Below are 26380 nucleotides of genomic sequence, written 5' to 3'. Positions count from 1 at the left end.
CATTAAAAGAAATCTGGGGGCAAGAGCGATCGGAAGAATAATCCGCATTCGGAGTGATGCTTAAGTCTAAGGGTCTTAAGTAGATATCCCTTCAAGCAGCTGCTTCAGGCTCTCGACACATTCCCGAGAAGCGGCTAGCCCACCTTCTGAGAAAGCATAGCCCGCCGGGCGCTTTAGCTGTTCTTCGGTTAACTCTGATTGCAGACGGTAATGTGTTTCCACAACTAAATAACCCTCATAACGATCCTTAATGAGCCTGCGCAGCAAGCCTGGATAATCCACTTCACCTTTACCTATAGCGACACCCTTCACACCATCCGGTGTTCTCACCGCATCCTTCAAGTGAATATGACAGATCTTTTCCTTCAAAAACTCATAGCCGTCGGGATAGGGGATTTCCTCAAACGGGTCCCAGAGATCGTTGCCCGGATCATAGAGGGCCATCACATTCGGTGAATGTACTGTATCTAATATCATTCGTACTTTATTTGCATTACTGGCATAAACACTAGGATCAAACTCCAAAGCGAATATGATATTTTCCTTTTCCAACACGGGCAAGATTCTATTAAATTGCTCCACAATGGCTGGCAGCGCATCTTCAAAAACTTCTTCAGCCCAAAAACTAAAGCCACGTATGATTGATGTTCCAAGTCGCTTGGCAATTTCAATCGAGCGGTGAAGAATAGCAATGTGCTCCTGAAGTTCTTCGGGTTTATTTAAGTGGCATTTGAAAATAGGCGTAGATAATGCACACACGGACAGACCGTTTTGCTGGATAAGGGCTTTTATCGACTCCACCTGCTCATCAGTCCACGTTTGAATCGTATGTCCTTCAATCGACCGCAGCTCCAGCACTTTCATGTCATGCTGAAGAGCGAAATGGATCGCTTCCTCGAGACTTTGAGATACTTCGTCTGTTATAATTCCAAGCTGAAACAGAGACATGCCGCATCCCCCTTGTGCAGATTAAAGTCTGACTTCCAGACCTGTTCTGGCCGATTCGTAAATGGCGAGAATTAATTTAACGGCCTTACTTGCATCCTCACCGGTTACCATCGGATCACGATCTTCTTTAATGGCTTGGATCATATCATCGATCAAAATATAATGGCCGTCTGCTGAAATATTCGATGCATCACTGCTGGCGGAGGCGGTGCCTGCTACATCCGGCATGGATGGTTCACCGTCCATAAACTCCCATTGTTTAATGCCGCTGTCTGCAAAAACGATACTTCCTTTTTCTCCGTGAATTTCAAAGCGAGTTTCTTGTCCCGGCCAGACGGATGTCGTTCCCTGGATAACGCCATAAGCTCCATTCACATATTTCACAACAGCGACGGCGGTATCTTCTACTTCAATATTTCTAACAAGTGCGGCAGATCGGGCAAATACAGATTCCACATCCCCGACAATCCATTGGATCAGATCAATTCCATGCACACCTTGATTCATCAAGGCTCCTCCGCCATCAAGCTCCCATGTTCCTCTCCATCCCGCACTGTCGTAATATTCCTGGCTTCTGTAATATTTTAAATACGCATCTCCAAGCACAAGCTTGCCAAGCTTGTTTTCTTGAACAGCCTTTCGGGCAGCAATGGCAGCAGGAAACGTTCTGCGTTGATAAATAACGCCCAGCTTAACCTGTGCCTTTCGGGCTTCATGAATCATCAAATCCATTTTAGCGATTGTTGTATCGAGTGGCTTCTCGCATAGAATATGTTTGCCGGTTTGTGCCGCTGCAACAGCTACCTCTGCATGCATACCGCTTGGAACACAAACACAAACTACATCAATATCATGACGCTGCAGCATTTCATGATAATCTGTATAAATGGAAGGTGTGCCATATTCACCGGCCAGCTTTTGGACTTTCTCCTCGCTAACATCAGAGATCGCAACCAATTCTGCTTCTGGATTTTCTGTTACCGCTCTCGCATGGAACGAACTGATGACCCCAGCTCCGACAATGGCAAACCGCAATTTAGTTGACATCATATGCGCCTCACTTTTGATCATTTTATTTTACAGCGCTTTCGAAAATAGGCTCACTAGGTTGGTGTCTTTATATACAATCGTTAGCCCATCCAATCTGACTTGATGAATTCCATCGGTTTGGACCGCGTCAGCGAGATCGGTGCTCATGTACTGAACCTTAAGTTCATACGGACCGGTGCTTGAATACGGTAAACACTGAGCCTGATTGAAAAGGGCTTGCTTCACAGCTTCCTTGATTTCCATGTTCACTTTGCGTGGAGACTTCATTAAGGCACTGTGACGCCCCCATGCTGTTTTCGTTTGATAGGTTGTCGTGTGGGGCAATATTTGTTCAGCTTCTTGGCATGTTTTATCGTCACCGGTTACGAGCAGGACAGGAACCTGATGAAGTCCCAGCAGTAAGCTGTCTATTCCAATCTCACCAATGGGCTGACCGTTTAATTCCATTCCGATAAAAGTCATACTGGAAAATGTATGGTCTCGAACGGCGTGCTTTGTCCCCGCCATGGCATGATAACCGAGCAGGATTGCACCATGGAAGGAAGAATCGATCCCCGGGAACCGATCCTCAATCTTGCTTGCTCCCATAAAATACGAAGCATCTGGATGAAGCTGGTCTATTAAGAGATTAAAGCCGGAGGCATGCATGTCCCGTACAATGACTTCGGTTGCACCAGCTTCTAACAATCCATCGACGACCGCATTCACTTCCTCCGTCATCAGGTGACGTCCTTCTTGGTAGAAGGATTCTCCTTGCCGAAGTTGTGAAGGCAGCACAATACCCGCAATTCCTTCCATGTCTACACAAACATAGATTTTCATGATTTGATCTGCCTCCCTGTTTGATGTGGCTCTCGGCAAGGAGCTCCAATTCGTTGCTTTGTAGCTGCTTGTATTACTAAAAGCTCAGGTCAATCTTGAGAGATTACTGCCACTCAGCTGTAATGCCGCTTGCTTGAAGGGCATCATTTATTTCTTTAATCATCTGTTCTCCGCCTTTTTCTTTCCACTCGCCCACCATAGCATCCCAATCTTCCAATGACTTGTCGCCAAAAATCATCTTGGTTTGCTCATTGAATAGGAACTTATCCAGCTCAGATCCCTTGGCTGCCCGCGTTTCCGAATAGACGGCGTTCACCGGATTTATATAGTGTTTGGTTTCAGCGTGCATTTTCTCGAATTGTCCAGCTACATCGCGCAGCAGCGGAACCGTATATTCCTTGGAGTATCCATTTGCTTCATCGTTTGGAGCCCACATTCTGTTGTCAGGTAAATAATTGTAAGGGGACAAGCCTTTTTCATCGACTTCTCTTCGGATGCTTCCATCCTCGATGGTGTAGCCTTGACCTTCATGGCCATTTAGCCAATCAAATTCCGTATTCGTAGCAACACGTTCTTCAATCGAATAGAAAGTACGGCCATAGTCAATCATTTCAAGAATTTTGGCTACCTTCTCCGGCTCTTTCTCCAATTTGGAGCTTAACATGATCGTTCCGTAGAAGCCCATGGAGTTTCTGAAGCCTTGCGAACTATCCGGTGCCTTGAAAGGAGGGATTGGTGCCAGCTTGGCATCCGGATTGATATCGACTAAACCTTGCATATAAGTAGGGTTCATGCCGCGAGGTGTCCCAATGAAAATCCCGGCCTTGCCGCCATAAAATTCTTTGGTGTTTACTTCTGTCCAGTTCAATACAGCAAAGTCCTTCGTTATAGCACCCTCTTTATACAGGTCCGCCAGAAACTTAACATGTTCCTTTCGAACATCGGAGATGAATCCTGGGATCAGCCGCCCTTCAGCGTCTTTATGATACCAAGTTTGATAATCCCAATAGGCTCCCATTTCATAGGATGGATTGATATTTTGCGCCATGGCTAATCCGTACGTGTCATTTTTTCCGTTTCCATCAGGATCTTTGTTCGTGAATGCGAGAGCGACCTCTTTGAGCTCTTCATAGGATGTAGGCATAGCAAGACCCAATTTATCAAGCCAATCCTGACGGATCATAGGAGTCAGTTCATAGTTTTGAGGCAAATATTTTTGAATGGCATATATATTATTATTCACGGTAACCGTTTTCAGAACATTTTCTGGAACAAGCTTAAATGATTGGTTGGGAGCGGAGAGGACGAAGTGATACTCTCATCGGTCACGATTCCTCCTTAATGCACTATGATTAAGCAAGTGATTATTTAATACTATTAAACTTCTATGCACCTAACTAAGATGGTTTGTCTGTTATCTAGAATATGAGAGTATGCATTGAAACATGTTATTCTTATGCTGGGGCCTGTCTTTAAACTATGAAAGTAGCATAATAAGCGGTAAAATCAGGTTATGGAGAGGATGTATGAGGACTGACCTTCCACTATTTCTCCATTTCTGACTCTTTAGGTGTGTATGCGGTCAGGAGATGCGCTATTATCCGTCAACCAAAGGAATTCAGGGGTTTCACAAGCAAATAACGGAACCTCAGTCCGCGAGTATCGCAATAAACAGCTGATCTTCACAAATAACGGATTCTCAGTCCGCCAGTATGTCGCAAGTCCGATACTGTGTCGCAATCCGCCAGTGTATGTTGTGTGTACATTGAGCGATCGGAAGAATACTCCGCATTCGTAGTGATGCTTAGACTAAGAAATCTTTAATTCAACTTATATAGATATCGAATCTGATTCTGCTCTTTGTGATCTTGAATTATCAGAATGACTACAATATTGGATGGTGCATGAAATGCTGGATACGGATAAAAAACAAATCATTTACCTGATATCTGGCCCACTCGGAGTGGGCAAATCAACAATAACTAAAGAACTTGCTGAAAAGGTTACTGGGTGTGTCCTTATTGAAGGTGATGTCATATTGCATATGTTTAAGGGAGAATCACAGCCTTGTTGGGACGAACGCCTTGAAATAACCTGGAAGAACATTGTTGATTTAACGAGAAATTATATAAAACATGGTTTAAATGTGGTGATTGATTTTGTAGTGGAAGATGAATTGGATTGGTTTTGTAAACAGATTTCAGATCTAAACGTAAATTTTAAATATGTAGTATTGCGAGCAGATAAAGAAACAATAATAGAACGGTTAAATAAACGAGGGGATATCGACTCATTAGAGCGGTCACTGTTTTTACTAAATGAAATGGAAAACTCATCTGCAAATAAAAATTTTTTGTACGATACCATACATAAACAACCCGCTGAAATTGTTAGAGATATTATCAATGGAAATTAGAGATCTTCGGATCTCTTTTTTTATTTTTTTGCTTATTTTTTGATCCTGATATATTCCGTGAAATACAGAATACAACGTATAACAGAGGATTAAGATCAATCAAACGGAAAGGGGGAACGGGATGGACGGCACAGAGCTTTATCGGAAAATGATGCTGACCGTATCCGGCAGCAAGCTGGTGGAACGGATGACCCTTAAATATGGCAAGAAAATGGCTCGCAAATTCATTGCCGGCGATACACTCACGGAAGCGCTGGAGGAAACCAGGCGACTGAACCAGCTTGGTATTATGGTTACCCTTGATCATCTCGGCGAAGGAATCACATCCTTGGATGAGGCAAAGGGATATAAGGAGCAGTACTTAAAGCTGCTGGAGGGAATTGACGAGCATAAAGTAAATGCGAACGTGTCTTTGAAGCCGACGCAGATGGGGATGGCATTGGAACGAGAGGCTTGTTATGAAAATGTGAGAGCGGTTGCAGCCAGAGCGAAAGAGCTTGGTAATTTCGTGCGTTTGGATATGGAGGACTCGCCATTCACCCAAGCCACGATCGATATGACCTTAAGGCTTCATGCCGAAGGCCTGAACAACGTTGGCACGGTTCTTCAAGCTTATCTATTCCGGACAGCGGAGGATGTCAAAACAATGATGAAGGCAGGTGTCAATCTGCGGCTGGTTAAGGGCGCGTATAAAGAGCCGGCAGCCATTGCTTCTCAGCGCATGAGCGAAATTATGGATAGCTATAAAAAAATAATCAAGCGGCATCTTGATCGGGAAATATATACCGCCATTGCGAGTCATGACGACCGGATCATCAACTGGGTAAAAGAGTATTCGACCCGTCATGGTATTTCGAAAGATATCTTTGAGTTTCAGATGCTGTACGGGCTCCGTATGAACGACCAGGCTGAGTTGGCCCGGCAGGGCTACCGCATACGATGCTACACGCCTTACGGGACAATGTGGTATCCCTACTACACACGCCGTCTGGCCGAAAAGCCCTCCAATCTGATGATGGTTCTCAAAAATATGTTCAAATAATGAGAAAAGCCCTCTATGACTTCCGCATAGGAAGGATAGAGGGCTTGGTTTTGCTTTTTGTTTTGCGTTATGAAGTGATATTTAATTGATTATTTCAAGGTAACTTCAATGGCTCCGTTCGCACCTTTTACGGTTTCCGCATGAAGAATATCCGTCAGGAAATTCAGCGGTACATATACACGGCCTTTTTTCAAGACAGGGGAAGCGCCAAGTTTTTGTGGAGCTTTTTTGCCAAAGGAGTATGCATCCTTGCCAACCGTTACCGACGTCCAAACCGCTCCCTTGCTGATATCAGCGGTTTTCGTTTTTTTGTTCCATTTAACGTCGAATTGCAGACTACGCAGGACATCCGCGAGCGGGATCATGACTGTGCCATTTTTCGCCTTAAACGTAGACTTTGGATCAATTACTGTCTTTACAGGGTTTGTAGTATCTGTATCTGTAAGCTCAAATGTGAATTCAGGCGTTCCGGTGACCCCTGGAGCGATGCTGTACTCCTGGAATACAACAACGGCTTTTCCGCCAGTTACGTAAAAGGATTGCTCAGAATCAATACCCTGAAATCCATCTTTACCAGCAAAATATTTCTCGGCATTGGCTGCAATATCCGATTTAATCTTGGAATCGATCATCTGTTTATAGTTGGTGCCGAACAGATCTTCAAGAGTTATGCGCTTTGCTTCTTTTTCATCCATGAAGTTGTACGTATCCACACGCTGAGCTGGTGAGTTGCCAGTTGTGACTTCGGTGATCACTTTCAGTGAGATCAGGTTTGGCAGTGTACCCTTACCGTCTGCTGTAAGTTCATAATTGATGTTCAGCGTGTAAGGATGCAGAGTAAAGTTCTCTTTTTTTGCTTTAGCCGCCATCTCCTTGGCTTCTTTCTCCATGTGGGCCAGGTCCTTGGAAGCGTGGGATTCAATAATATCATTCAGCTGGTCTTGGTATTTGGTATCTTTCAATCCTTGAAATACAGGGATACGGATGTTTGCTTCAAGTGCAGGTTCGCTCGACTTTAACGTTTTGAAGGTTACGAGTGATTTTTGAACCTGAACAGCTGTGGCCTGAGGTTTAGCGGCCGAAAGGGCATGAACCTCTGTCATCATAGCGAAGGAACCACTGAGCAGAATGACACCAGCCATGCTGGCATAAGCCAATTTTTTCTTGAGTGGTGTGGAAGATGTGTGCATTTTCATGATAAAAACCTCCATAATGATTTTTGGGATTGGATTATTTAATATATTCGTGGCTAACGAGAATACCAGAGAGCGCTTCTGTCGGAATGACGAACTCCACTACACCCATATACCCAGGGGCAACATCGTATTCATTGAAGGAAATGACCAGCTTGCCGTCAGCGTTAATATAGAAGTTCTGATCTTTTGAGATGCTTTCAAAAGGAGTCATAACATCATCATCTTCCGCCGATTCTATCCAATAGATCTTGTCTTGGTCCTCCTGCACTTGCTGTCTCATCTGTTGTTTGATTTGATCACTGATCACCTGGATGTATGAATCATCTTTAAATAGGCTTGGCAGGGTAATAACGATGTTTTCCTGCTTGTCGATCGTGTCGTAGGTTCTTGTCTCTGCGGCAGAAGCCGCGGTCGTCGTGACATAACGCGACAAGGTAAGTAGTCGATCGGTATCCGTTATGATCTCATAACCGCTGTCGAGGCTCATATTGGCGTTGCCCGTCTTTTCTAGTTCCTCGACTTCGTCTCTGAAAGATTCATAGAGCTTCTTGTTCTCTTCGGCATATTTGCTGTTCAGCGCCTCTTCGAGTGGCGGATTGTCTAGATTGGTAATAGCCGGTGTTTTGATGTTTGTCTCGGACGAATCATCTTTTTGGGTGTACTCACTGATCGTGATTACTTTAACAAGATTGCCGAGTACTGGTACATCCGAGATCGCGGCAGCAAACGTAGGGCTCGTATTCACTCCGGCAAATAATAGAATGGAGGCGGCTGCACCCCCAGCTAATGATTGAAGCTTGATACGCCGATTCTTCCTTTGCTTGATCGCTCTTTTGACGACCAAATCCAATTCTTCAGGGATGGGAACGGACTCGTATTTTTTTTTCATGTTGTTTAATCTGTCATTCAACGGGATGCACCTCCTTTAGTTGTTCTTCTTCCAAACTTATTCGCAGCCGTTTCAGCGCCTGATACAATCTTGTTTTCACAGTACTGGCGTTCTCCTGAATCACTTCTGCAATATCCTCTATTTTCATATCTTCAAAAAATCGGAGAATGATAACTGTCCGGTATTTCTCAGGCAGATCATTCACGGATTCGGCCAAATCCAGATTGGGATAAGTATCATTTTGACCGGGGATGAATGACTCTAAAATTTCATCCTCCATGACATGCATATTTTTATATTTTCTTAAAAAATCAAGGGAGGTTGTTACGACAATTCTGTAGAACCAGCTCTTGATTGAACCCTTATTTTGCAGTTTATCAATGGATAGAAATGCTTTATGAATTGCGTCCTGTACGATATCGAGTGCATCCTCTTTGTTTTTTACATAGCTGTAGGCCAGCCTGTAGATGCTTTCCTGATTTTCTGTAACACAATCCATAAGAAGCTTTTCCAGTTTCCGGCCTCTCATGGGTATATGACACTCCTTTGCTGCGCGCGCCAGCGATCAATTGCAATTGAACTTTCACTTTCACTTTCACAGGCAAGACGTGCAGGGGTTTAAAAAAGTTTGAATAGTGTGAAAATTTTTTTGAGAAAAAGCAAGAAAGGGCCCCAAATTGGGGCCCGATAGTTTATTAAAGCCAAGCTTACAACGCAAACTTCTTGATAATTATAGCTGAATTATGTCCCCCGAAGCCAAAGGAATTTGAGATTCCAATATTTAGATCGGCTTTTCTGGCTTGATTCGGGACGTAGTCCAGGTCACACGCCGGATCAGGTGTATCTAGATTGATCGTAGGGGGAATGATTCCCTCCTGCAAAGATTTAACAAGAGCAATCGCCTCTATGCCTCCAGAGGCACCCAGCATATGACCGGTCATTGATTTGTTGGCTGTTACGGGAATACGGTATGCGTCAGGTCCAAATACATGTTTGATCGCTGCTGTTTCCGAACGGTCCCCGATTACAGTACTCGTCGCATGAGCGCTGATCACATCGACTTCATTTGAAGAGATTTTGGCTTCTGCAAGTGCCGACTTCATTGCCCTGGCGGCTCCGTGACCGTCTGCTGGTGTTGCGACCATATGATAGGCATCTGAGCCGGCCCCATAACCAATAACCTCTCCGAGGATTTGGGCATTTCTTCGCAGTGCATGAGTCAGGGACTCCAAAATGACAATACCAGCACCCTCTGCCATTACAAACCCGTCCCGTCCAGCATCGAACGGACGGCTTGCGTATTCTGGCTGATCGTTTCGGGTGGATAGCGCCGTGGCATTGGAGAAGCTTGCGAGTGAAATGTCGGTCAGTGCAGCTTCTGTTCCTCCCGCAAATATGATGTCAGACCTTCCCGCCTGTATATTAAAGAGGGCTTCACCTATCGCTGTATTCCCGATAGAACAAGCCGTTACCGGTGATAGTGAGGAACCCAGTGCGCCATATTTAATGCTAACCATTGCGGCTGCCATGTTAGGAATCATCATTGGAACGAGTGTGGGGCTGATCCGTTCAGGTCCGCGTGAGGCGAGAGCCGCACTTTGATTCATTAAGGTCTGGATTCCTCCGATGCCGGAGCCGATATATACGCCCATGCGCTCCCGATTGATGTCCTCAAGCTTGAGACTGGAGCTGTTGAAGGCTTGTTCTGCCGCTGCTAAGGCGAACTGGCAGAAACGGTCCATGCGCCTTGTTTCTTTTACACCAAAGAGTTCAATTGGATCAAAATCCCGAACGATACCCGCTATCTTTACCTTTTGTTTCGTTGTGTCAAATGATTCTATATGTGAAATACCAGATTGACCGTGAACTAATCGGGACCAGAATGATTCTACATCGTTACCCAGCGGCGAAATCACACCCATACCGGTAATGACGACTCTTTCCATAGGATAAACCTCCTTAGAATATATAACTTGTCATTCGTAAGGTTATGATGTCATGTATGTTATCCTATTACAAGATATCGTTTATCCTAGTATAATTACTGCCATCCTAAAACGGTATGAGAGGAAGGGTACGATGAATTCACAGGCCAGACTTCAAGCACTGTCCGCATTTTTAAAATCTCAACGCGCGAAGATCTCCCCAGAGTCTGCCGGCTTACCGGTAGGAACCCGAAGAAGAACGCCGGGACTGCGAAGAGAGGAAGTAGCGCAACTGGCAGGCGTTAGCACAACGTGGTACACCTGGTTGGAACAAGGACGTGATATCCAGGTTTCATCATCTGTCCTTGATTGTGTAGCTAACGCGCTGAAACTAACCGCTGATGAACGGAAGTATTTGTTCTCACTAGCCTTCGAGACGGGTACAAGCACCTATCCGCTCAAACAGGAAGCGGCCCATATCAGCCCCTCCCTGCATAAAATTATTAAAGAACTCCACTGTTGTCCGGCGATTATTTCCGATCGCATGTGTAACATTGTTGGGTGGAATAATGCCGCGGCCCATGTATTTCTGGACTTTGAACGCATTCCTCTGGAAGAACGAAATATGATTCGCCTGCTGTTCACCCGCAGAGAATTTAAGCGTTTGGCAGTTAACTGGGATCAGTTTGCCAGCGGGTTTCTGGCGATGTTTCGTTCGTATTACGGACAATATGTGGAGGATAAGTGGTACGAATCATTTCTTGAAGAAATGAAGAGAGATCATCCCGGCTTCACCCGGATGTGGGAGCAAAGCCAGGTGAGTTACGCACCGGAAGTACATCTTGAATTCAGACATGCCAAAGCCGGAAAGATGTTGTTTGAGCTTACGTCTTTGCATGTATATGGTAATGATGATTTACGCTGCAGTATATATACACCTGCGCCGGACACGAATACGGAAGCCAAGATGCGGCAGTTGATGGAAGAGAAATCGTAATCTACGCCCAATCCCGTCGCAAGGTGAACAGATCCTTCAGCTCATCGGTCGACAGCTCGGTTATCCAGCCTTCACTGCTGGAGATGACGTTATCGCTGAGCTGCTGCTTGCTTTCCAGCATCTCATCAATCCGTTCCTCCAGTGTGCCCATGGAGATGAACTTGTGAACCTGCACATCCTTCGTCTGGCCCATGCGGTATGCCCGGTCGGTTGCTTGATTCTCAACAGCCGGGTTCCACCAGCGGTCGAAGTGGAAGACGTGGTTGGCTGCGGTCAGATTCAGGCCGACGCCTCCCGCCTTGATCGAAAGGATAAATACGCTGGGCTGCTCCTTCGCCGGCAGCGTCCGCGACTGGAACTGGTCGATCATACGGTCGCGCGCTGTCTTTGAGGTGCTGCCATTCAGATAAAGCACCGGTTCGTCAAGCTCTTGTTGAAGCACCTGCTGCAGCATCTCGCCCATGCCAATGTACTGCGTAAAGATCAGGCATCGTTCGTCTTCTTCCCGAAGCTCCTTGACCATGGATAGAAGGCGCTCAAGCTTGGAAGAACGGTTGATAAGCGTTTCCGTATCCAGCTTACGGCCTGAGGTCCCCGTTATTTCTGGTAGAGCTTCTTTAGTCAGCAGCTGCGGGTGATCGCACAGCTGTTTCAGCTGGGTGAGTGCCGATAGAATAGCACCTTTCCGCTCAATACCCTCCAGCTTCTGCATACGCTCCATGAGCTGGTTCACACTCTGATCGTAAAGTGCACCCTGCTCGGTCGTGAGATGAATGTATGTTTTCATCTCGTTCTTATCCGGTAGATCCAGCTGGATCGCCGGATCTTTTTTCTTGCGGCGGAGCATGAACGGTTTAACGAGCTTTTGCAGATCGGCCGTTTTCTGCTCGTCATGGTCCTTCTCAATCGCTTGAATGAAGCGGTTGGTAAAGGCCCGAAGATTGCCTAGATATCCCGGATTGATAAAATCATAGATCGACCAGAGCTCCGACAGGCGGTTTTCAATCGGCGTACCGGTCAGCGCGATGCGATGTTTCGCCGGAAAGCTGCGGACCGCAGCCGATTGCTTCGTCTGGGCATTTTTTATATTTTGAGCTTCATCGAGACAGAGGGCTTCCCATTTGAAACCTATAAGCAGCTCCTGATCCAGGGTAGCCGTTGCATAAGAGGTCAGGACAATGTCGGCCTGGCTTGCTTCCTCATGGAACTCCTCACTGCTGTACCGCTTGCTTCCGTAATGAAGCATAACCCGGATGGACGGGGCGAACCGGCTCAATTCCTTCTGCCAGTTGCCCAGAACGGAAGTAGGGCAGATCAGGAGGGAAGGTAGCCTGCCTTCCTGCCCGGAAGCCGTTTCTTTGACATGAAGCAAGTACGTGATGAATTGTACGGTTTTGCCGAGACCCATATCATCGGCGAGACAGGCGCCAAGCCCAAAACGTCGCAAAAAGGCAAGCCAAGCATAGCCCTCACGCTGGTAAGACCGAAGCTCTGCCTTTAAACTATCCGGTACAGGCAGATCCGGCCACTCACTCTGCCGTTTAAGCTGGCTGATCAGCCCCAGTAGATGCTCATTCAGCTCGACCTCAAGCCGGATGCGTTCAGGACCTTCCTCTTCGGGTTCCTGGCCGCTGTTCTCTGGTGCATCCTCGCTTCCCAGCAGATGGAGGTGCAGGATATCCTGAAAGGATAAGCCCTGCGAGGAATCCATTCCTGCCATGGCCTGGCGGATTTGCGCCACCAGCGCAGGGTCGAGCGCGATCCACTGGCCACGGAAACGGACTAATCGTTCGTTCCGTGCGACAAGGTCGGTGAACTCGGCTTCTGTGAGGCTGGTATCGCCAATGGCGATGCGCCAATCGAAGTTCACAAGTGAATCTAGCCCGAATAGCGAACTTCCGGTGCTGCGCTCGCTGCCTTCGCCAGAGTGGACCTTCGCCCGCAGCTTCGGCCGCTTTCGGGTGGCAGCTTCCCACCATGCCGGAAGCAGCACCTGCCAGCCGGTCTGCAGCAGACGATGGCTGTCCACCGTCAGGAACTGCCACGCAGCATCATCGGACAGCTCGGTGCTTATCATATCCTGTCCGCCGTCCGCCAGCATCTTCGCTGGAAGCGCGGCGCGTAGACGTTCCAGCCATGCCTTGGAACGATCGTGTATATGCGGCGTCCAGTGCTCCGGCCATGAGCCGGAAGCTTCGCCGTCCTCCGCAAGCCGGACTGGGCAGAGCAGCGCGGGGTCTTGCTTGTCTTGAAGGACAAGCCTCAGCCGCCAAGCCGTTTCTTCTTCGTCCGGCTCCAGCAGCTGGAGAAGCGGGCGGAAGGGAGCCGTGTCTGCTTTCCAGCCAATGGCAATAAGCCAGGACTGTGCATCCATCCCGGCTGCAGCGGAACGGTCTTTGGCGAAGAGTAGCGGGTATTCCCGGCGTAAATCGGCAGCCTCGGCTTCTGTCCCGTAACACCTTTGAAAGACAGAAGCCGAGAAGGCTGCTCCTAACCCTTCGCTAAGCAAGGGATCGTCCCCCAGCTGTGACAGGATTGCTCTGCCTTCCGGATCGATAGTCTCCGGATCCCAGGTCCACTGCAGCTTTCCGTCTTGATAGGCGTTAAAGCTCGGGATAAATGCTCTTTTCTTGATACACTCGTAAAGCATCGGGGCGAGCTGGACGAATGGAGTGCTTTCCTCACCCCACACCCACTCAATATGATTCAGCAGCTTCATCTCTGCAAAGAAAGGGATGACCTGCTCAGCAGGCAGGAGAACCAGCTCAACATCTTGAATTTGCTGCACTTCCAACTCTGTTCCATAAAAAGATTCCTCGTGCCAGGCAAACAAACGCTGCTTCAGGTATTGTCCGGACAAGTAGCTCTGTATTAGGGTGGAACCGTATATGAGCGCATCTCCATAGGCGCTTAACGTAATCTGGACGGTGATGGTTTCAGTATGATGGCTCATGATATCAGTTTTCCTCTCCGAAGCTCCTCCTGGAGTGCGCGAAGCCGGCTATGCCGTCCGGCAAAGGCGGTAATGAATGTATCCCAGCGGTCTTCCTGCTTCATTTTTTTGTATAGCTTAGACAAACGCTTGAGCAGCTTGACTGCTGCTTTATAGCTGGCTCTGTTCTTTTGAAGAATGTATCGTTCTACCGCCTGATGAAAAAAAGGCAGCAGCAGTTCCGGTGCATGCTTCTCGATCGGCTGCAGTACGCTGACACGAAACTCCAGCGGCTCTTTGCCGGTGCTTAGTTGAAAATCCATCCATTGCTGCCATTTGCCATGGGCAAGCAGTGTTTCCTGGTAAATATCCTTGGAATAAGGAAGCATGTCCACCAGTGTGTCCCACAGGGACTGCTCTGCTTGCGGCAGCTGCTGTATCGCTTGATCCCAGTAGGCCATATAGCTGTTTAAATTGTGATTTCGGTAGCTGGCCAGCAGCGGGCCGATCTCGGTGAGCCACCCCGTTAAGCGCGTCCAGTCTTGATCTTGAGAAAGCACATCAAGGAAATGGATCAGCTGCTCAGGTTGAATGTAAAGTCCTTTGTCGGCAGATCGAAGCAGTTCCCAAGCCTTTTGATCCTCGGAGAGAAAGAAGTGCATCAAGCTTTGCGCAAGCATACCCGCAGATCGCGAATATGCGTTACCGAGTTCCGCCTCAGCCGATTTCAGATGGTCCAGCTCTTCGGAGTACAGTTGTGTATCCCGTTCATTGGAATGAATGCCGTACACCCAAAGCTGGTTGTAGATATTGGAGAAGAATGAGTGGTTTCGGGCTTCGGTCAGCATTTTATCTCGCAAATAAGTTAACGTTTCGCTCATACGCTGTGAATGCTCTGTTTCAACTGGAATGGAGAAGTGACCAGATGCGAAGTGCTGCTCGATGTCTTTCTGGATATCATCCGCAGCAATCTGGACGTGATAGCCCATAAATAGACCGGAGCCCGTGTTGTGGCTCTGCGGTTGTCTCACCAGCCTTTCGAGCACGAACAGTCGAGCATGAAGCTCGAACAGCACATCCATGACTCCGCTAAGAGCAGGTTTGATGCGGAAGATGGCTTCCAGTGCATTTCTGGAGTACAGGGAGTTTAAGGTGTTGACCCCCAGTGCTGTGGTGCATTGGCCAAACAGCTTATGCCAATCAGAGATAGGCATTTCGGATAGTCGGTTGGCTTGTTCTTTGAAGTTTGCTAAGGTGGCTGCTTGTCTGTTCGCGGCTGTGTGGGCCGAATACGGAGAAGCCCCGTGCTCGGTTGAAGTCAACTCGCCGAACCGGATGAGATTGGTTGAATGGGCGTTCACGAGCGCGTGAACGGATCGCCCCTGCTTGCCTGCAGCATCCAGCAGGACAGCTACCATGTGCTTGCAGCTCTTTCTGACCGGACAAGTGCAGCGGCTGTCATCCAGAGAACCCGGGACAAGGTCGACGTGATAAGTTTCTCTTCCTTCCACTACAGCTTCGATATGACCGGATTCGTACAGCTGCAGCGAAGAGACCCGGCCCTGCTTGTAATATTGAAATCCGCGTTTTACTGTCAGGTCATTGAAGTATGCGGCTGTATGTTGTATGAGTGTCTGCCATTGTATATCATCCAGCGGCTGGATAAGGTTCATGAGGAATCCATCTCCTGAAACTAATAGTTTTATGGACTCTAATCTACCATATCCAATGCCGGTAATAAATAAGTTGGAAGAGAAAGGCATGTTTTCATGGAAATATATTGTATGTTTTGGCGTGTAGCCTGATTGTGGAGTAGATCGAAATAGAAAAAGCCCCGAGTATCGGGGCTCAGGCTGTCGAGCGTCTCGACAGCTATTTTTATTTCTCCTTGTTTTCACACGACAATAGCGCATAGACCTTGAAACAAATATCCGGCTCTGATTTAAAACCGCCGGTTCCTCTTCTCATCTATGTAGAGTTCTACCGCTGTTATGGCCCGAATCAAAAGTTTAATGAGGAGATATAGTGCATACAATCCAAGTAGTAAGAAAAGCCCGTTTACTATGAACATCAAAGTTGGCCATAATCCAAACATGGACATTCCCATACCCATACCCATAAACTCACCTCCTTTCATTAATTCTCTATAAATCGGTGTATAATCCCCCAAATATTTGCATGGTAGGTCTACATACTTATAAGATTAGACAAAGGACATAGGGCCTTTTATTCCAAAATATAACAAACACAATCTAACTTTAACATAATTGGCAGGCCATTGTACTGAAATTCATCATATTAAGGTGGCATTTAGCATGTTGAACACGACGAAGAAAAGGAGGGAAATAGATTGAAGACATCCATCTACGAACTGGTTGAGACCGGGGACGCATTACCTTTTGATGTATCACTGCACAGAGTCAATTATGTGCCAAGCCATTGGCATAACAGTGTGGAGATCATTTTTGTATTGAACGGTAAACTGGAAGTTACGGTAGGGAGTCAGCAGCACACCTTGGCTGAAGGGGATGTATTTCTGATCAATCAATGTCATGTTCATGAAGTGATTGGTCTGAATAATAACATTATCGCTACGTTTCTCATTCCTATATCCTATTTGAAAGAGAATATTAGGGGCATTGAGAATATTCTATTCAAATGTGAATCTCGTACAGCACGGTCCGAGCAGCGTGGAGCCCTCGATCAAATCCGCCATTTGCTCGCGGAAATGGTGCAGCTGAACAATAAGAAGGAGGAAGCTTATGAACTGGACATGGGGATTCGGATGTTGGCCGTATTCTCCATTCTCTTGAAGCAATTCCGGACGACCGGATCGAGCGGTGCGATAAACGAGAAGTATATGGAACGAATGCTACGTATTATTACTTATATTGATGAACACTACAAAGATCCGATTTCGCTTCAGTCTTTGGCAGAGCGTGAATTTCTCTCGGTTCCATATCTGTCCAAATTTTTCAGTGAAAATATCGGACTGAATTTTCAATCCTATCTGACCAGCATCCGTCTGAAAAATGCAGTAGAGGATCTGCTTAACTATGACGAGATTCCGATCGCGGATCTTGCTTTGAATCATGGGTTCCCGAATGCCAAGTCGTTTTACACCGCCTTTAAGAACCGCTACCATATGACGCCTCATGAGTACCGTAAGCAGTACCGTCCGGATATGGTCCAGAAGAAGAATGAGGATATCTCCTCTCATTATCTGAACTTTAATCATTCCAGCGCGCTTGGCATTATCCGTCAGTTTCTGGAGCGGAGCCAGTCTCGGGAGGTAGAGAAAGTTCAGACTTTGGAAACTAGGGCCTATAAAATTGATACTGCAATCCAAGGAACAACCGTTCAGCATACGTGGAAGAATCTGATCACCATCGGAAAAGCGAAGGAAGGGCTGCATGCAGATGTGCAGCAGCAGCTGAAGCATGTACAGCAGAAGAGTCCGTTCCGTTATTTGCGGTTCCACGGCATCTTTGATGACGGGATGATGGTTTACGATGAGGATGGAGCCGGGAAGCCCCGTTATAATTTCCGGTTTGTGGACCAATTGTTCGATTTTTTGCTGTCTGTCGGGCTAAAGCCTTTTGTAGAGCTTGGATTTATGCCTTCTGCTCTGGCATCTGATACGGATAAATCGGTATTCTACAGAGCCAGTTATACCAGTCCGCCCAAGTCCGTGGATAAGTGGTGCGAGCTGGTTGACCGATTCATCCGTCACTGCATGAATCGGTATGGGGCAGCGGAAGTGAAGAGCTGGAAGTTTGAATTCTGGAACGAGCCGGAGCTTCATATATTCTGGCCAGCGTCACACGATGAATACAATGAGTTGTATTACAGAACCTATCAGACGGTCAAAAATATATCACAGGCACTCCAAATTGGAGCTCCAGGACGGATTATTACGATGGAATCCATGTCCATGGTTAAGGATTTTTTTGAATTTTGCAGAAAGAATAGTTGCCAGCCAGACTTTATTCCACTTCACTTCTATCCGCACGAGCGCTTTGAGAAGTTGATGAACAAGGAATATATGGCTCAGAAGTACGATACAGACTCCTATTATCAGCTGCTTGAAGAATTTCGCGGAATCTCTTCGAATCCGGATTTCTTAAAGGAGAAGCTGGAAGATGAGCTTAAGCTGATCGCAGAGTACGGATTATCCGGCTGCGAGATTTATCTTACGGAATGGAATTCGACGGGATACCATCGAGAGCTCACGAATGATACGTTGTACAAGGCTGCTTATATTGCGAAAAATCTGCTTGATAATCTGGACGTCGTTCATGGATTCGGTTATTGGGTGCTTAGTGACAATATTGAGGAGACGTTTCCATCGCAACAGTTGTTTCACGGTGGACTCGGTTTGATTGCACAGTATGGTATCCCGAAACCCGCGATGTATGCATATGAGCTGTTAACAAAGCTAGGGAGTACCGTTATAGCTCAAGGAGACGGGTATATTGTGACTGCGGGGAGCGGGGGATATCAGGTCCTGACTTATAATTACTGCCACTTCGATGAGCTCTATGCTATGGGTGATATTTCATTTATTGATGCAACTCACCGTTATAATGGATTCAAGAATGAGCGGACATTAAAAATTGACATAGCTCTCAGCAATCTACCAAATGGTCATTACAAGATGATTACCCATACGATCAGCCGCAGCCAGGGCAGCAGCTATGATGCCTGGGTAACAATGGGGGCACCGGAATCTCTGACACAGGAGGATATCCAATACCTAAAGGCGAATTCCTGTCCCCGCAGACATGTTCAATATGTGAGGGTGGATGAGGCGGCGTTAACCGTTCATTCCAGTCTCGCACCACATGAAGTGGAGCTAATTGAACTGATGCCGACCTATGACTAAAATTGTGTTGATTTTTAATCTCCTTATACCGAAATAAGGAAAGCGTTTACAATAAAACATTAAAAATAAGCATAGAAGTCTGTAAGAAGCCGCCTGTCTTGAAGAAGGTGGTTTCTTTTATACTATAATTGTAATCGTTTTCATATTGATTGAGGGGGTTATATAGATGGCTGGAGCTAAGGTGAAAGGGCAGGTTCGAACACCTTTGGGCAGATTGACTTTCGGCATTATGCTAGGCTACGGCTGTATGATGCTGGCATTAATGACACCGGCATCCTTATTGCTGACATTCAAGATGATCGAGATTGACCCGAACGGATATACATCTTCTTATGGTCTGGTTGCTGGTATTGGCGCATTCTTTGCCTTGATCGGGAACCCTCTGGGCGGTGCGATTAGTGACCGGACGAACATATCGTTTGGCCGCCGGCGGACATGGATTCTGATAGGTCCTTTGATCGGCTGTGCTGCTCTTCTGTTAATTGGTATGACGTCCTCGTTATGGCTCATTATTATCGGTTGGGCCATTGCACAATTATTCTTCAACTTCGGGATGGCAGCATATACCGCGCTGATACCAGATCAGGTGAAGCAGGAGAAACAAGGTACCGTATCCGGACTTCTGGGATTGGTGCTGCCGGTTGCCATTGCGATCGGTATGGTCATGATGACGATCATGACGGATGCTTCTTCAGTAACGAAATGGATTTTGCTCGCTGTGATTGGGGTGGTGGGCCCGGTCCTCAGCTTGTTCCTGATTCAGGATGGTAAAGTGGAGGCCGTTCATAAGGAAAAAGAAAAGATTCCGTTTGGCGAGAAGCTCAGTAAGGTCTACCCTAGCCCACGTCGTTTTCCGGCTTTCACCTGGGCGGTTGTATCGAAGTTTCTGTTAATGATGGGTTACTGTAGCAGTCTCTATTTCACCATGATGCTGGTTAACCGGATGGGCTATACGGAAGCCGAGGCAACGGCCAGCGTAGCAACCGTGAACATTATCTCTATGATTGCGATGGCCGTTACGAGTATATTTGGCGGAGTGCTGTCTGATAAGTTCCGTAAGCAAAAACCGTTCCTGTATTTGTCGGCTTTGATTATGGTTCTGGCAACACTGGTCTTTGCATTTGTTCCTAACTTCACTGCATTTGTAATCGCTTCAGCGGTTCTTGGTCTCGGGTTCGGTTGTTTCTCTGCTGTTGATATGGCGCTCGTCGCACGGATTCTGCCTCGTAAAGAAGATTCCGCTAAAGACTTCGGCATTATGAACGTGGCGAACGCGCTACCGCAATCGATTGTACCTGCAATCGCGCCGTTCCTGCTTAGCGCAGGCACGATGACTGGCATTGGAGACTGGACTTTCTTCTATATCGCACTCGCCGTGTTTATGGTGATCGGTATGATTTCCATTAAGCCGTTGCCTGAAATTGGGGAACCTGTTGCAACCGAAGGCGGATCGGACATTTCCGCTGACATCACAACACCAAGTATGCAAAACATGTAAGGAGGACGTTTAAATATGAATCGAAATATACAAGAAATCATTACACAGATGACTCTGGAGGAGAAAGCAAGTCTTTGTTCCGGTCTGAACATGTGGCAGACCAAGCCGGTAGAACGGCTCGGAATACCGTCGATTTCAATGACGGATGGCCCACATGGCTTGCGGAAACAGGGGGACCTCGCAGACATGTCCAGCAAAACCGTTCCATCCACCTGCTTTCCGAGCGGCGCCGGGCTTGCCTCCTCATGGGATCGGCAGTTGATCCAAGAAGTCGGCAAGGCGCTTGGCGAAGAGTGTCAGGCGGAGGATGTGCAGATCATTCTTGGACCGGCTGTCAATATCAAGCGTTCACCGTTATGCGGCCGAAACTTTGAATATTTCTCCGAGGACCCATACCTGTCCTCGGAGATGGGAACGCATCACGTATATGGTGTACAGGGTGAAGGCGTTGGAACCTCGGTAAAGCATTTTGCAGTCAACAACCAAGAGACGCTCCGTAACTCCATTAACGCCGTTGTGGATGAAAGAACATTGCATGAAATTTACCTCCGCAGCTTTGAAGGACCGATCACAGCAGGGGATGCCTGGACCGTGATGTGCGCGTACAATCTGGTGAACGGAGAGTTCTGTTCGGAGAATGAAGACTTGCTGACCGATGTGTTGAAAGAAAGATGGGGACACCAAGGTCTGGTTATGACCGACTGGGGGGCCATTAACGAGCGGGTCAAAGGCTTAAAGGCCGGGCTTGAGCTGGAGATGCCTTATGTTGGGCCAGAGCATGATGGGATGATCGTCGAAGCTGTGAAATCCGGTGAATTGGATGAATCGGTGCTAGACCGTACAGTAGAGCGGCTGCTGACGGTGATTTTCAAGGGCTTTGACAACAAGAAGCCGGGCTTCACCTACGACCAAGAGGAGCATCACAAGCTGGCCCGCCGTACAGCAGCGGAATGTATGGTCCTGTTGAAGAATGAAGACAATCTGCTCCCTCTGGGGCCTCAGCAGTCGGTTGCTGTTATTGGTGCATTTGCTAAAAATCCGCGCTATCAAGGCGGCGGCAGCTCACATATTGCCCCAACGCGGCTTGATGCGGCTTATGATGCAATCGTGGAGATGGCACAGGGCAAGGTGGCTTACGCTGAAGGCTACAGCCTAAAAGGCGATGCCATTCATGAAGACCTGATTGCTGAAGCTGTAGAGGCTGCAGCAGGGACAGACGTGGCTGTTATTTTTGCAGGCTTGCCGGATTCATTTGAATCTGAAGGTGTCGATCGTACGCATCTTCATATCCCGGGTTCGCAAATCGAGCTGATCAAGCGGGTTTCAGCGGTGCAACCGAATACGGTTGTTGTGCTCTCTAATGGATCACCAGTTTCCATGCCTTGGTTGTCTGATGTGAAAGCCGTGCTTGAAGGATATCTGGCAGGTCAGGCAACAGGCTCCGCAGCAGCGGACGTTTTGTATGGAGCTGTGAATCCAAGCGGCAAGCTGGCCGAGACTTTTCCTGTGACATTGGAGCAAACCCCGGCCTATCTTAATTTCCCGGGCGGCAAGAGTGAAGTGTATTACGGAGAAGGGCTGTTTGTAGGGTATCGATACTACGAAGCCAAGAAGGAGCAGCCGTTGTTCTCGTTCGGACATGGACTTAGTTACACTCAATTTGCTTACGAGAATATTTCAATAGATAAGGATCAAGTGAAGGATACAGAGTCTGCGACGATTACCGTGACGGTTCGTAATACAGGGGATCGTACAGGCAAGGAAGTGGTACAGCTCTATGTGAAGCCGCTTGATAGTACGGTTGTCCGGCCTGTGAAGGAATTGAAAGGCTTCGAGAAAGTTCATCTTGAGCCAGGCGAAGCCAAGACGGTGAGCTTTACGCTCGATAAGCGTGCCTTCGCTTACTACAATACAGAAATTCAGGACTGGTTCGCGGAAACCGGCGTATATGATGTTTTAGTCGGCGGATCATCTGTGGATACACCGCTGTCTGTGTCCATTAACGTAATTTCAACAGCAATTCCATTTAAAAAAGTTACACGTAATACGAAGTTTTATGAGCTGCTGGCGATCCCGGAAACAGCGCCTCTCGCTTCAGAGCTTATGGAGCTTAGTATGGAACGGATTAAGCAGATGGGAGCTATGTTTGCAGATAGCATGGACAGCGGTTTGACCGAGCTGTTTGATGCCGTTGTGCATTGGAAGAAATACGACGGTCTCCGTTCAATCGGAGGCATGATTGGCGGTATGTCTGAGGAAAAACTGACGGCAGTGATTGATGCGTTGAACCAGAAGCTGGGACTATAAATATAGAGAAGCTGTATATACAAGGAATCAATACTGTGTTGATTCTGGCGTAGTGCATAGGAGAGACAAACTTGGAGTGGAGGGAACCAGAATGAACAATCAAACGATCCAAACCGTGAATGTAAGTGGAGACAACGTACAATATGTGAACAACCCGGGAGGCCCCAAGCTGGGTTACTCTCCTGGCTCAGGCGTAACGATCATAGAGCAGGACGATCTGTTTTTCAAGGATTTGAGCCGTGATGGCAAGCTAGATCGGTATGAAGATTGGCGGTTATCGTCGAAGGAACGGGCTAAGGACTTGGCGTCAAAAATGACTATTGAGCAAATCGCAGGCCTGATGCTGTACAGCAGGCATCAATCCATTCCAGCTGCAAGCAACTCTTGGTTCTCAGGCACCTATGACGGTAAATCCTATGAGGAGAGTGGAGTGAAGCCTTGGGCGCTGACGGATGAACAGCTTGCCTTTCTCGTCAAGGATCATCTGAGACATGTGCTGGTGACAACGGTGGAGAGTCCGGAAGTTGCAGCACGCTGGAACAATAAAGTGCAAGCTTATGCGGAAGGTACGGGACTTGGGATTCCGGCAAACAACAGCTCAGACCCACGGCATAGTTCAGATGCCAGTTCGGAGTTTAATGCGGGCTCCGGTGGGCATATCTCCATGTGGCCGGAGACGCTGGGCTTGGCTGCAACCTTTGATCCGGACATCACCAAGAAATTCGGCGAGATTGCCTCCAAAGAATATCGTGCACTTGGCCTTGCAACAGCACTCTCCCCACAGATTGATATTGCTACAGAGCCGCGCTGGTTCCGGTTTAACGGTACCTTCGGCGAGGATTCCCTGTTAACTACCGATATGGCTCGTGCCTACATTGATGGGTTCCAGACATCGGAGGGAGAGAGAGAAATTTCCGAGGGCTGGGGATATGACAGTGTTAACGCCATGGTGAAGCACTGGCCTGGCGGCGGATCAGGCGAGGCCGGAAGAGATGCTCATTACAGCTGTGGGAAATATGCGGTTTATCCGGGAAACAACTTTGATGAACATTTGATTCCATTTGTGGATGGAGCTTTTAAGCTGGATGGAAAGACCAGTATGGCTTCAGCTGTCATGCCGTACTACACAATCTCTACGGATCAGGATACCGTAAACGGGGAGAATGTCGGCAATTCTTATAACTCCTATCTTATTAAGGATTTGTTGCGGGAGAAATATGGATATGACGGTGTGGTCTGCACCGACTGGTTGATTACTGCTGACGAATCCGGCCCTCGGGATTCCTTCCTTACCGGTAAGCCATGGGGTGTAGAGGGACTGACGGTGGCGGAGCGGCATTACAAGCTGCTGATGGCAGGCGTTGACCAGTTTGGCGGCAACAACGAGATTGAACCTGTACTGGCTGCCTATCAGATGGGCGTTGAAGAGCACGGAGAAGCATATATGCGGGATCGATTTGAACAGTCTGCGGTACGCCTGCTGAGCAATATGTTCCGTCTTGGATTGTTTGAAAACCCGTATGTAGAGCCGCTGCAAAGTGCGGAAGTTGTGGGGAATGCAGAGTTTATGCGTGAGGGATATGAAGCACAGTTGAAATCGATCGTCATGCTGAAAAATAAAAATGGCGTACTGCCTCTTCAACAGAAGAGCAAGGTCTACATTCCGAAACGCTTTATGGCGGCCGGAAAGGATTGGTTTGGCAATCCGACGCCGGAAAGCCTCGAGCATCCGGTAAATCTGGACATCGTGTCAAAATATTTTGAGGTTACGAATAATCCTGATGAAGCTGACTTCGGCCTTGTATTTATCAGCACACCGAAGTCGGGAACCGGCTACAGCGAGGAGGATGAGGAACAGGGAGGCAATGGTTATGTGCCGATGAGTCTGCAATACAAGACATATACGGCAGAGCATGCGCGCGAAGTGAGCCTGGCTGGCGATGCACGTACGTGTGATGTGTTGAACCGTTCCTATAAAGGAAAATCCGTTACCCCTCAGAATACAACCGATCTGGACATGGTGATGGAAACAAAGGAAATGATGAAAGGCAAACCGGTTATTGTATCCATGCTCTTGTCGAATCCGACCGTCGTTGAAGAATTTGAAGCGGAGGTAGATGCTATCCTCGTCAACTTTGGCGTTCAGGATCAAGCGATCATGGAGGTGCTCACTGGTGCAGTTGAGCCATCAGGCCTGCTGCCGATGCAGATGCCGGCTAATATGAGAACGGTGGAAGAGCAGTTTGAGGATGTGGCACATGATATGGAATGTCACATAGACTCTGAGAACCATACCTATGATTTTGCCTTCGGCCTTAACTGGAATGGTGTCATTGAGGATGAGCGGACGAAGAAATACCGGAGAGCGCGCACATTGGAAAAACAGCAGTGAGCGAGTGCATTCGGCGCGGCCAACTAAGATATTTTTGGTGTACAGCCTGATTGCGGAGTAGATCGAAATAGAGTGGAAAAAGCCCCGAATATCGGGGCTTTTATGCTATAACCTGGAATGTACAACACACCTTGAGTGGGCGCACCCTTTCATGCTTCCGATGAGGCTTTCTAAAGAAAGCTTGCAGGTGATGCGATGAACATTTCGTTTGGTGAAAACAACATGTACTCACTTGATATCGTCCTGAGCTTACTCAACCGACCCGACGGGCGTTGTTTCTATCTCTCGGAATCTCGCCGGGGGCATGCCATATTTGGCTCGGAATACACGATGAAAATACGAATAGCTGGCAAATCCGCACGTCTCAGCTATCTCCTCCAGTGTCAGGGAGCTGTACTTGATACGTTCAACCGCAGCATTAAGCCGGATTTCCAGCGCATATTGGATCATGGTTTTGCCATAACAGGCTTTGAACAGCTGAACAGCTCGAGACAAGCTAAGGCCGACATGAGCAGCAGCCTCTTCAAGTTTAAACGTAACGGTAGCATGCTCTTCAATGAATCTCTTCAAGCGTAATGCCATGAAGGCTGAGCGGTCCGTAGGTTTTGTCTCCGTAATCGCCCGATCCAGACACAGGCAGAGGCCTTGTAGTAAATAACCGGTTAGCTCAACATTCTCCCCCTCCGGCCCGCGGCGCTTCTCCAGCAGAAGCTGCCTCCACAAGCCGAGCAAATGGTCGTCAATGCTGATATGGTTGACAATGTGGCGGCTCATGCGGCTCCACCAGACATCGATCCAAGTACCATCGCAAAAAATAAAGTAATCGCCGCTCGACACACGTCCGTCATTCGTTTCCTCTCTTACCCGCAGCTCGTATTTATCTCCGGGTTTAAGCAGCAGGAGATCACCGGCCTGTAAATGGTACTCCTTGCTGTTGCAGCAAGCCTCGCAAGAGCCTTCGGTTTGCAGACGGAACAGATAGGTTGTCAAGCCGTTCTTATGACTGTTGCTAAAAGGCGCAGTGTGATAGGAATAATCGCAGATCAGCAGTCTTGACTCTACCATGACTTAACCTCCACTC

The 26380-nt window shown here is 47.6% G+C and carries 19 protein-coding genes; 7 read left to right on the top strand and 12 right to left on the bottom strand.

Annotated features, from left to right (window positions below; translation table 11 throughout):
- Positions 1-75: 75 nt before the first annotated feature.
- The 4 genes from B9N86_RS27380 to B9N86_RS27365 all read right to left on the bottom strand — a co-directional run bounded on the left by B9N86_RS27380 (position 76) and on the right by B9N86_RS27365 (position 4063).
- Positions 76-948 (bottom strand): sugar phosphate isomerase/epimerase family protein, encoded by an 873-nt coding sequence (locus tag B9N86_RS27380; RefSeq protein ID WP_208916204.1) that lies wholly within the window; start codon positions 946-948, stop codon positions 76-78.
- Between the two features lie 21 nt (positions 949-969).
- Positions 970-1998, bottom strand: coding sequence for a Gfo/Idh/MocA family protein (locus tag B9N86_RS27375; protein ID WP_244562868.1), 1029 nt, complete (start codon positions 1996-1998; stop codon positions 970-972).
- 27 nt (positions 1999-2025) lie between these two features.
- Positions 2026-2820, bottom strand: a complete 795-nt coding sequence (locus B9N86_RS27370) for a M55 family metallopeptidase (protein ID WP_208916203.1) — start codon at positions 2818-2820, stop codon at positions 2026-2028.
- 103 nt (positions 2821-2923) lie between these two features.
- The gene (locus tag B9N86_RS27365) at positions 2924-4063 is read right to left on the bottom strand and encodes a type 2 periplasmic-binding domain-containing protein (RefSeq protein WP_244562867.1); all 1140 of its coding nucleotides are present in this window, start codon (positions 4061-4063) and stop codon (positions 2924-2926) included.
- A gap of 654 nt (positions 4064-4717) precedes the next feature.
- On the opposite strand from B9N86_RS27365, the gene B9N86_RS27360 reads away from it, so the two are divergent.
- Both B9N86_RS27360 and B9N86_RS27355 read left to right on the top strand, forming a co-directional pair.
- Positions 4718-5236, top strand: a complete 519-nt coding sequence (locus tag B9N86_RS27360; protein ID WP_208916202.1) for a P-loop nucleotide/nucleoside kinase family protein — start codon at positions 4718-4720, stop codon at positions 5234-5236.
- Positions 5237-5357: 121 nt separating this feature from the next.
- Entirely contained in the window at positions 5358-6278 is a 921-nt protein-coding gene (locus tag B9N86_RS27355; RefSeq protein ID WP_208916201.1) for a proline dehydrogenase family protein, read from the top strand.
- An 89-nt stretch (positions 6279-6367) separates the two neighbouring features.
- Here B9N86_RS27355 and B9N86_RS27350 read toward each other — a convergent pair whose 3' ends face one another.
- The 4 genes from B9N86_RS27350 to fabF all read right to left on the bottom strand — a co-directional run bounded on the left by B9N86_RS27350 (position 6368) and on the right by fabF (position 10309).
- Positions 6368-7474: a stalk domain-containing protein gene (locus B9N86_RS27350; protein WP_208916200.1), complete on the bottom strand. Its 1107-nt coding sequence runs from the start codon at positions 7472-7474 to the stop codon at positions 6368-6370.
- Positions 7475-7508: 34 nt separating this feature from the next.
- Positions 7509-8384 (bottom strand): anti-sigma-V factor RsiV, encoded by an 876-nt coding sequence (gene rsiV / locus B9N86_RS27345; protein WP_208916199.1) that lies wholly within the window; start codon positions 8382-8384, stop codon positions 7509-7511.
- The gene (locus B9N86_RS27340) at positions 8377-8892 is read right to left on the bottom strand and encodes an RNA polymerase sigma factor SigV (RefSeq protein WP_208916198.1); all 516 of its coding nucleotides are present in this window, start codon (positions 8890-8892) and stop codon (positions 8377-8379) included. Before B9N86_RS27340 ends, rsiV begins: the two co-directional genes overlap by 8 nt.
- 178 nt (positions 8893-9070) lie before the next feature.
- Positions 9071-10309, bottom strand: a complete 1239-nt coding sequence (fabF, locus tag B9N86_RS27335; protein WP_208916197.1) for a beta-ketoacyl-ACP synthase II — start codon at positions 10307-10309, stop codon at positions 9071-9073.
- 133 nt (positions 10310-10442) lie between these two features.
- Here fabF and B9N86_RS27330 point away from each other — a divergent pair, with 133 nt between their 5' ends.
- Positions 10443-11285, top strand: coding sequence for a helix-turn-helix transcriptional regulator (locus B9N86_RS27330; RefSeq protein WP_208916196.1), 843 nt, complete (start codon positions 10443-10445; stop codon positions 11283-11285).
- Position 11286: 1 nt separating this feature from the next.
- Here B9N86_RS27330 and B9N86_RS27325 read toward each other — a convergent pair whose 3' ends face one another.
- The 3 genes from B9N86_RS27325 to B9N86_RS27315 all read right to left on the bottom strand — a co-directional run bounded on the left by B9N86_RS27325 (position 11287) and on the right by B9N86_RS27315 (position 16336).
- A complete protein-coding gene (locus B9N86_RS27325; RefSeq protein ID WP_208916195.1) occupies positions 11287-14238 on the bottom strand; it encodes a DEAD/DEAH box helicase in 2952 nt (983 codons plus the stop codon).
- Complete coding sequence (locus B9N86_RS27320) at positions 14235-15890, bottom strand: SWIM zinc finger family protein (protein WP_208916194.1); 1656 nt, start codon at positions 15888-15890, stop codon at positions 14235-14237. Before B9N86_RS27320 ends, B9N86_RS27325 begins: the two co-directional genes overlap by 4 nt.
- 269 nt (positions 15891-16159) lie before the next feature.
- Positions 16160-16336 carry a hypothetical protein gene (locus B9N86_RS27315; RefSeq protein WP_208921005.1) on the bottom strand — a complete coding sequence of 59 codons (177 nt, stop codon included), beginning with the start codon at positions 16334-16336 and terminating at the stop codon, positions 16160-16162.
- A gap of 231 nt (positions 16337-16567) precedes the next feature.
- Between B9N86_RS27315 and B9N86_RS27310 the strand changes: the two genes are divergently transcribed.
- From B9N86_RS27310 to B9N86_RS27295, 4 genes are all read left to right on the top strand, one after another.
- Positions 16568-19102: a GH39 family glycosyl hydrolase gene (locus B9N86_RS27310; RefSeq protein WP_208916193.1), complete on the top strand. Its 2535-nt coding sequence runs from the start codon at positions 16568-16570 to the stop codon at positions 19100-19102.
- Positions 19103-19268: 166 nt separating this feature from the next.
- Positions 19269-20600, top strand: coding sequence for an MFS transporter (locus tag B9N86_RS27305; RefSeq protein ID WP_208916192.1), 1332 nt, complete (start codon positions 19269-19271; stop codon positions 20598-20600).
- Positions 20601-20615: 15 nt separating this feature from the next.
- Positions 20616-22907, top strand: coding sequence for a glycoside hydrolase family 3 C-terminal domain-containing protein (locus B9N86_RS27300; protein WP_208916191.1), 2292 nt, complete (start codon positions 20616-20618; stop codon positions 22905-22907).
- 91 nt (positions 22908-22998) lie between these two features.
- Positions 22999-25299 carry a glycoside hydrolase family 3 protein gene (locus tag B9N86_RS27295; RefSeq protein ID WP_208916190.1) on the top strand — a complete coding sequence of 767 codons (2301 nt, stop codon included), beginning with the start codon at positions 22999-23001 and terminating at the stop codon, positions 25297-25299.
- A 249-nt stretch (positions 25300-25548) separates the two neighbouring features.
- Here the strand turns inward: B9N86_RS27295 and B9N86_RS27290 are convergent, their stop codons facing one another.
- On the bottom strand, positions 25549-26364 hold the full coding sequence (locus B9N86_RS27290; RefSeq protein WP_208916189.1) for an AraC family transcriptional regulator: 816 nt from the start codon (positions 26362-26364) through the stop codon (positions 25549-25551).
- Positions 26365-26380: the final 16 nt, after the last annotated feature.

Origin of the sequence: Paenibacillus uliginis N3/975 (genome assembly GCF_900177425.1) — a bacterium.
In the GTDB taxonomy this organism is placed as follows: domain Bacteria; phylum Bacillota; class Bacilli; order Paenibacillales; family Paenibacillaceae; genus Paenibacillus_AQ; species Paenibacillus_AQ uliginis.
Note: the sequence above shows the minus strand (reverse complement) of the source record. Positions and strands in the feature narration are given on the sequence as shown.

Bases quoted from the DNA above. Each gene is read 5' to 3' on its own strand.
- B9N86_RS27380 (WP_208916204.1), bottom strand. From the start codon at position 948: ATGTCTCTGTTTCAGCTTGGAATTATAACAGACGAAGTATCTCAAAGT.
- B9N86_RS27375 (WP_244562868.1), bottom strand. From the start codon at position 1,998: ATGATGTCAACTAAATTGCGGTTTGCCATTGTCGGAGCTGGGGTCATC.
- B9N86_RS27370 (WP_208916203.1), bottom strand. From the start codon at position 2,820: ATGAAAATCTATGTTTGTGTAGACATGGAAGGAATTGCGGGTATTGTG.
- B9N86_RS27360 (WP_208916202.1), top strand. From the start codon at position 4,718: ATGGTGCATGAAATGCTGGATACGGATAAAAAACAAATCATTTACCTG.
- B9N86_RS27355 (WP_208916201.1), top strand. From the start codon at position 5,358: ATGGACGGCACAGAGCTTTATCGGAAAATGATGCTGACCGTATCCGGC.
- B9N86_RS27350 (WP_208916200.1), bottom strand. From the start codon at position 7,474: ATGAAAATGCACACATCTTCCACACCACTCAAGAAAAAATTGGCTTAT.
- B9N86_RS27340 (WP_208916198.1), bottom strand. From the start codon at position 8,892: ATGAGAGGCCGGAAACTGGAAAAGCTTCTTATGGATTGTGTTACAGAA.
- fabF (WP_208916197.1), bottom strand. From the start codon at position 10,309: ATGGAAAGAGTCGTCATTACCGGTATGGGTGTGATTTCGCCGCTGGGT.
- B9N86_RS27330 (WP_208916196.1), top strand. From the start codon at position 10,443: ATGAATTCACAGGCCAGACTTCAAGCACTGTCCGCATTTTTAAAATCT.
- B9N86_RS27325 (WP_208916195.1), bottom strand. From the start codon at position 14,238: ATGAGCCATCATACTGAAACCATCACCGTCCAGATTACGTTAAGCGCC.
- B9N86_RS27320 (WP_208916194.1), bottom strand. From the start codon at position 15,890: ATGAACCTTATCCAGCCGCTGGATGATATACAATGGCAGACACTCATA.
- B9N86_RS27315 (WP_208921005.1), bottom strand. From the start codon at position 16,336: ATGGGTATGGGTATGGGAATGTCCATGTTTGGATTATGGCCAACTTTG.
- B9N86_RS27305 (WP_208916192.1), top strand. From the start codon at position 19,269: ATGGCTGGAGCTAAGGTGAAAGGGCAGGTTCGAACACCTTTGGGCAGA.
- B9N86_RS27300 (WP_208916191.1), top strand. From the start codon at position 20,616: ATGAATCGAAATATACAAGAAATCATTACACAGATGACTCTGGAGGAG.
- B9N86_RS27295 (WP_208916190.1), top strand. From the start codon at position 22,999: ATGAACAATCAAACGATCCAAACCGTGAATGTAAGTGGAGACAACGTA.
- B9N86_RS27290 (WP_208916189.1), bottom strand. From the start codon at position 26,364: ATGGTAGAGTCAAGACTGCTGATCTGCGATTATTCCTATCACACTGCG.